Origin of the sequence: Hyphomicrobium sp., from assembly GCF_036833075.1 — a bacterium.
Lineage (GTDB): Bacteria > Pseudomonadota > Alphaproteobacteria > Rhizobiales > Hyphomicrobiaceae > Hyphomicrobium_C.
On the sequence record NZ_DAITQL010000136.1, the window covers coordinates 1 to 6,739 of the forward strand.

The following is a 6,739-nucleotide window of genomic DNA, read 5'->3' on the forward strand; positions in this document are numbered from 1 at the left end:
TGGGGTGACGAACGGAGTCTACATTATTTCGGGTACCCGTTGAGGGGGAGGGTCATCCGCCACTTCCGAGGAGTTCTTCAGAGGTTCCCTAACTTTTCAGCCGTCTCGGCGTCGAGGCCATAAGACCTTCCACGCCTTCCCTCAAAATCTTGGGATCTAGTCCGCCGACGACGGCGGCTTGGACCACGTACCCAAGCACGAGGGCAAGCAGCGCCCTCGCGATGTGATCGTCATTTGCTGAAGACGTGACGAGACCCGCCTTCTTCCATCGCGAGACGCAGCCCGCGAGTTGCGCAACAAATCCGGTGTAGAAGGCATGCATGATCCCCTTCAGCGTCTCATCGCGCTGGCTCTCCGCCCAGCCGAGCAGAGCAAGCCGCTTGAGATCGAACCCGTCGCGCTTCGTGTAGTCCTCGACTGCGGCGGCGATGCCTTCAAGGAGGATGACGGGCGGCGGCGGTTCGTCGCTCTCCAGCATCGGCCGCAGCCGTTCGGAGAGGCCCGTCATGGACGTCGTCAAAGCGGCCCGGATGAGGTCGTCCTTGTTCTTGAAGTAGGAATAGACGGCGCCTGCAGAGAGCTCCGCTTCGGCGATAATGTCGTCCATCCGCGTCGCGTGAAGGCCGTTGCGTTCGAAGCATCGCCAGCCCGCATTCAGGATCTGCTGGCGCCGAGCAAGTCTTTGTTCTTCTGATAATTTTGCCATATCTCTTTCATAGAACGAACGTTCGTTCTTGACAAGGACTGTCAGCGGCATTTATTTAGAACGAGCGTTCGTTCTATGTATGGAGCTCGCAATGATCCGCGTTTTTCCCATCGAGACCGGCAAGGCCCGGATGAAGACGGCCCAGATGACAGGCCAGGATGGTCGCGGCGGCATCGGTCGAAAAATTGATATCTTCCGCGACCCGCAGTGGGTCGATCCGCTGCCGATCCTGTCGTTCCTCATCGAGCATCCGGAAGGGAAGTTCATCGTCGACACCGGCGACACCTGGCGAAACTCGGTGCCTGGGTATCTGCCCTGGTGGAATCCGTTCTTCACCAAGCAGGTGCAGATCAAGGTCGCACCGCTGGAAGAGATCGGATCGCGGCTTGCCGAGATGAACGTCGATCCGGCGCGCGATGTTGCAGCCGTCATCCTCACGCATTTCCATCATGATCACACCGGCGGCCTTGACCACTTCCCGCACAACCGGATCATCGCGCCGCGGGAGAGCTATGAGGCGTCCGCGGGATTGAAGGGCAAGATGATGGGCTGTCTGCCGCAGCGCTGGCCGATCTGGTTCAAGCCCGACCTGATCTCTGCCGAAACATCCGCCTCGGGGCCTTTTCCATTCGTTCATCCGATTACCAAGGACGGTCGGATCTTTATGGTGCCGACGCCCGGCCACAGCGAAGGGCACATGTCCGTCGTCGTCAGGGGGGAGGACGTAACCTATTTTCTGGCTGGCGACGCGACCTACACCGAAGCCAATCTGCGCGCGGAGAAAGCCGATGGAGTGACCAACGACCCAGCGCGCTCGATCGCAACTCTACGTGCCATCAAGGCGTTCGCAGCCAAAGAGCCGACCATCATTTTGCCGGCTCATGATCCGGACGGCCCCGGGCGATTAGCGAAGCGGGTCGTTTTTTCCTGAGGTGTCCGCTGGCCCGCGCGGCGTTTCGCACGCCAATGCCTCTGCTCCCCGCGTGACAAGTCCGCCGCGGGCAGCTATCGGCTACCCAGCCATGCTGCACATCAACGATCTCACCTACCGCATCGAAGGCAAGCCGATCCTCGAGGGCGCGACCGCGGCCATCCCCGAAGGCCACAAGGTCGGCCTCGTCGGCCGCAACGGCGCCGGCAAATCGACGCTCCTGAAGCTGATCGCCGGCGATCTCCACGCCGACCAGGGCACCATCACCATCCCGCGCGGCGCCCGCATCGGCCGCATCGCCCAGGAGGCCCCCGGCGGCGAGGAGAGCCTCATCGCGTGGGTGCTCTCGACCGACACCGAGCGCGCCTCCCTGCTCGCCGAAGCGGAAGCGGCGACCGATCCCAACCGTATCGCCGAGATCCAGATCCGGCTCGCCGACATGGGCGCCCACGCCGCCCCCGCGCGCGCCGCGAGCATCCTCGCCGGCCTCGGCTTCGACGAAGCAGCGCAACAGCGTCCCTGCCGCGCGTTCTCGGGCGGCTGGCGTATGCGCGTCGCACTCGGCTCGGTGCTCTTCCTCGAGCCCGACATCCTGCTGCTCGACGAGCCGACCAACTACCTCGATCTCGAAGGCACGCTCTGGCTCGAGAGCTATCTCAAGAGCTACCCGCACACCGTCGTGATCGTGAGCCACGACCGCGATCTCCTGAACCGCGCCGCCGGCGCCATCCTGCATCTCGACCGCGGCAAGCTCACGCTCTACAGCGGCGGCTACGACGACTTCGAGGAGACGCGCCGCGCACGCCAGAGCCTCGAGCTCAAGCTCAAGAAGAAGCAGGACGAGGAGCGTCGTCGCATCCAGGCGTTCATCGACCGCTTCAAGGCCAAGGCGACGAAGGCCAGGCAGGCCCAGAGCCGCGTCAAATACCTCGCCAAGATGCAGCCCATCGCCGACCAGGTGGAGGATCGCGTCGCGCCCTTCGCGCTGCCGAGCCCGGAGAAGCCGCTCGCGAGCCCGCTGATCCGCATCGAGAAGGCATCCGCCGGCTACGATCCGGCGCGCCCCGTCCTGACCGGCCTCGACCTGCGCATCGACCAGGACGACCGCATCGCGCTGCTCGGCGCCAACGGCAACGGCAAATCGACCTTCGCCAAGCTCGTCGCCGGCAAGCTCGCGCCGCTCTCGGGCGACGTGTTCGGCATGGGCCGCATCACCGTCGGCTATTTCGCCCAGCACCAGCTCGACGAGTTGAACCCGCTGTCCACGCCCTTCGACAACGTCGTGAGGATGATGCCCGAAGCCACAGAGGCCCAGCGCCGCGCCCGCCTCGGCACCTGGGGCTTCGGCGCCGACAAGGCGGACACGAAATGCGCCAACCTCTCGGGCGGCGAGAAGGCGCGCCTGCTCCTGGCGCTGACCGCCTTCCACGCGCCTCATCTCCTCATCCTGGACGAGCCGACCAACCACCTCGATGTCGACAGCCGCGAGGCACTGATCCACGCCATCGCCGAGTACGAGGGCGCGGTGATCCTCATCAGCCACGACCGACACCTGGTCGAGGCGACCGCCGATCGCCTGTGGCTGGTCGCGGACGGCACGGTGAGGTCCTACGACGGCGACATGGACAGCTACCGCGCCGAGCTGCTGCAATCGCGTGCACCGAGAACGGAACGGCGCGCCCAAGCCGACGGCACCCCGGACACGCGCACGAGCCGCGCCGACCAGCGCAAGGCGGCAGCCGACCGGCGCGCCGAGCTGGCGCCGCTGAAAAAGACCATGCTGGCGGCAGAGAAGACGGTCGAGCGCCTGTCGGCAGAGCTTGCGAAGCTCGACGCGCTGCTCGCCTCGCCGGATCTCTACGCCGATGCCGCAAAGGCGAGCCGCATCTCGCTCGAGCGCGGGCAGATGGCGAAGCGTCTCACCGAAGCGGAGGAAGCCTGGCTCGCCGCTACCGGCGCTTACGAGGATGCCCTGTCCCAAACCACGACGGCTTGATCGGGCCCTATCCCACCGAAGCCTCACGCAGCGGTCTCATTGCGGACGTGGAGCGCTTCCGCTGCCAATAGAAACAGCCGCGCACTGTGGATCAGATGAGGTGAGGAGCGGATCAGGTGAACTGAGGCTGTGCCTCGACGATCTGGCTCAGGAGCTGGCAGGCCGTCTCCTCGGGCCGCTCGAGATCGATCGCCTGCGCCTCGCGCCGCGTGACGCCGTCCGGCCCCCAATAGAGAACCGAGACGACACCTCCATCGACACGAAACGTCGCGTCGTGATACTTGCCGTCCTTGGCGATGCTGAATGCAGTGGATCGGCAAGCGTTATCCATTGTCGCCTTCCCCTTCCCGAGATCGGCGCAGACTAGACCGAATCGGTCTCCTGTCGATCTACGGGCGACTACGTACGGGGGCCGGCTGCATCGTCCGCCGCCGAGGCCGTCCCAGCGCTCGTGCGCACACGGGATCCGTCATCCCGAGATGCGGGAGAAGTCGGCGACCGTCAGCGTTGCAGCACGAATTTCCGAGAGCAGCTTCAGGCGGTTCTCGCGTAGCTTCGGCTCGGCATCGTTAACCGTAACCTTATCGAAGAAGGCGTCCACCGGCGCGCGCAGCTCCGCGAGCGCGTTCATGGCCCCCTTGAAGTTCTCGACGTTGATCGCCGCGACCGTATCCTGCTTCACGCTTTCAATGGCCGCCGCCAGCGCCAGCTCGTCCTTCTCCTTGAGGACGGCGAGGTCGTAGCGGCCCGCGTAGCTGGTCCTGTCCTTCTTCTCCTCGATGGCGAGGATGTTGGAGGCGCGCTTGACCCCGGCGAGCAGGTTGGCGCCGTCGTCGGTTTTGAGGAACGCACCCAGCGCCTGGACGCGCTTCACGATCAGAGCGAGATCGTCCTGTCCGCCGAGCGAGAACACGGCATCGATCAGATCGTGGCGCGCGCCCTGGTCCTTGAGATAGACCTTGAGCCGGTCGGCGAAGAACGACAGCAGATCCTGCTTCACGGACGACGGGAGCGCGAACGTCCCGGTCAGCGCCGCGAGCGGAATGTCCTTCTGCCTGTCCTTCAGATAGGTCTCGGGCTCCTTCACCGACCAGACGCTGATGCTGTTCCAGCCCGCCTCCTCGTCCACGTCGATCCATTTCGAGCGCATCATTTCATCCTGCGCCGTGTCGGCCACGACCTTGGCAAACAGGAACAGGTTTCCTTTCCTCGACGCCCCCTGCTTGAGCTGATCGTACGCATGATCGAAGGCGGTGAGGAGCGGCACCCTGAGATCGTTCTCGACCGCGATCCGGATCACGCCGAGCGCCGCGCGGCGCAACTGATAGGGATCGCCCGAGCCCGTCGGCTTCTCGCCGATAGCCCAGAAGCCGACCAGCGTGTCGAGCTTGTCGGCGAGCGCGACTGCGATCGCGACCGCATCCCCCTCCTCCTCCTTCGGCACCGTATCGGAGGGACCCTTCGGCTTGTAGTGCAGCTCGATCGCCCGCGCGATCGCGGGAGCGGTCCCCGCCGCCATCGCATAGTAGCGACCCATAAGGCCCTGCAGCTCCGGGAACTCGCCGACCATGCCAGAGACGAGATCCGCCTTGCAGAGCTCGGCGGCGCGCCGCGCGTCCTGCGGATCGGCATCGACCGCGCCCGCGATCCGGAAGGCGAGCTCCTTGATGCGCTCCACCCGCTCCTTCTGCGTGCCGAGCCTCTCGTGGAACGTGATCCCCTCGAGCGCGATGATCATCTCGTCGAGCGGCCGCTTGAGATCCTGGTCCCAGAAGAACTTCGCGTCCGAGAGCCGCGCGCGGATCACCGTCTCGTTGCCGGAGACGATCTCAGCCCCGCCGTCCGTCGCCGTGAGGTTCGAGACCAGGATGAATCTGTTGGCGAGCGCCTTCGTCTTGGGGTCGCGTAGCGAGAAGCACTTCTGATGCATCTTCATGGACGTGATCAGGCACTCGGGCGGAACGTCGAGGAAGCTCCTGTCGAAGGTGCCCATGAGGACGACCGGCCATTCGGTGAGCCCGGCGTTCTCCGCGAGCAGCCCCTCGTCCGCGATCAGCTCGAGGCCCGCCTTCCTGGCCAGCACCTCCGCCTGCTCGCGGATCTCCTCCACGCGCTCGGCGGCATTCAGCATCACCGCGTGACCGGCGAGCTTGTCGGCATAGTCCTCGAAGCTTTCGACCTCGAACACCTCGTTGCCGTGGAAGCGGTGGCCGCGTGTTGCATTGGAAGCTTTGAGCCCCGCAACCTCGAGCGGCACAACCTTTCCGTCGATGAGGCAGATGATCGACTTCAGCGGCCGCACCCATTGGAAGCTGCCCGAGCCCCAGCGCATCGACGTCGGCCACGGGAATTTTGCGAGCACGCCCGCCACGACCTCGGCCGTGATCTCCGCCGCCGACCGGCCGGACTTCTCGATGCGCGCGACGTAGTAGTCGCCCTTCTTCTCGTCCTTGACGATCTCGGCCTCTCCGATCGAGGCGAGGCCCGCTGCCTTGAGGAAGCCCGCGACCGCCTGCTCCGGCGCTCCGACGCGCGGCCCCTTGCGCTCCTCGGACACGGGCGGCGACTGCGCCGGCACGTCCGAGACGGCGAGTGCGAGCCGGCGCGGCGTTGCAAAGCCGTGCGCCTCACCAACCTCTAGCCCCTCGGCGCGCAGGCCCTCGGTAACGAGCCGTTTGAGATCGTCCGCGGCCCGCGCCTGCATGCGCGAGGGGATCTCCTCGGAAAAGAGCTCGAGCAGCAGTTCGGCCATGGCGCATGCCTCTTGAAGACGGGAAAGGCCGCGCGACGCGGCGACCGCAAAGACACATACGAGCCCGGCCGCACCCGGGCAACCCGGGACTGCGTGTTCGGGAAAACGGAAAAGCCACGGAAAAGCCGAGGACATGCGGACGGCATGCCCTCGGCTTCGAACGAGATGTCGGCGAGGCCCGTCCTTACGGGGCCGGCGCGGGCTCCGTATCCGGCGCCGTCTCAGGCTCCGCAGGCGCTTCGGGTGCGGCCTCTGGCGCAGGCGTCGGCTCAGCCTCCGGTGCCGTCTCCGGCGCGGGCGTCGGCTCAGGAGCGGGCGCGACCTCGGGAGCCGGCGTCGGCTCGGGCGCAGGCT

The 6,739-nt window shown here is 65.7% G+C and carries 5 protein-coding genes; 2 read left to right on the top strand and 3 right to left on the bottom strand.

The window, feature by feature from the left end:
- Positions 1 to 88 precede the first annotated feature (88 nt).
- Complete coding sequence (locus tag V7082_RS21015; protein WP_334151601.1) at positions 89 to 757, bottom strand: TetR/AcrR family transcriptional regulator; 669 nt, start codon at positions 755 to 757, stop codon at positions 89 to 91.
- A gap of 40 nt (positions 758 to 797) precedes the next feature.
- On the opposite strand from V7082_RS21015, the gene V7082_RS21020 reads away from it, so the two are divergent.
- Positions 798 to 1,637: an N-acyl homoserine lactonase family protein gene (locus V7082_RS21020; RefSeq protein WP_334151603.1), complete on the top strand. Its 840-nt coding sequence runs from the start codon at positions 798 to 800 to the stop codon at positions 1,635 to 1,637.
- A gap of 91 nt (positions 1,638 to 1,728) precedes the next feature.
- Entirely contained in the window at positions 1,729 to 3,633 is a 1,905-nt protein-coding gene (locus V7082_RS21025; protein ID WP_334151605.1) for an ATP-binding cassette domain-containing protein, read from the top strand.
- 112 nt (positions 3,634 to 3,745) lie between these two features.
- Here the strand turns inward: V7082_RS21025 and V7082_RS21030 are convergent, their stop codons facing one another.
- Positions 3,746 to 3,964, bottom strand: coding sequence for a hypothetical protein (locus tag V7082_RS21030; RefSeq protein WP_334151607.1), 219 nt, complete (start codon positions 3,962 to 3,964; stop codon positions 3,746 to 3,748).
- 138 nt (positions 3,965 to 4,102) lie between these two features.
- A complete protein-coding gene (gene glyS / locus V7082_RS21035) occupies positions 4,103 to 6,385 on the bottom strand; it encodes a glycine--tRNA ligase subunit beta (RefSeq protein ID WP_334151608.1) in 2,283 nt (760 codons plus the stop codon).
- Positions 6,386 to 6,739: the final 354 nt, after the last annotated feature.

Bases quoted from the DNA above. Each gene is read 5' to 3' on its own strand.
- glyS (WP_334151608.1), bottom strand. From the start codon at position 6,385: ATGGCCGAACTGCTGCTCGAGCTCTTTTCCGAGGAGATCCCCTCGCGC.
- V7082_RS21015 (WP_334151601.1), bottom strand. From the start codon at position 757: ATGCCGCTGACAGTCCTTGTCAAGAACGAACGTTCGTTCTATGAAAGA.
- V7082_RS21025 (WP_334151605.1), top strand. From the start codon at position 1,729: ATGCTGCACATCAACGATCTCACCTACCGCATCGAAGGCAAGCCGATC.
- V7082_RS21020 (WP_334151603.1), top strand. From the start codon at position 798: ATGATCCGCGTTTTTCCCATCGAGACCGGCAAGGCCCGGATGAAGACG.
- V7082_RS21030 (WP_334151607.1), bottom strand. From the start codon at position 3,964: ATGGATAACGCTTGCCGATCCACTGCATTCAGCATCGCCAAGGACGGC.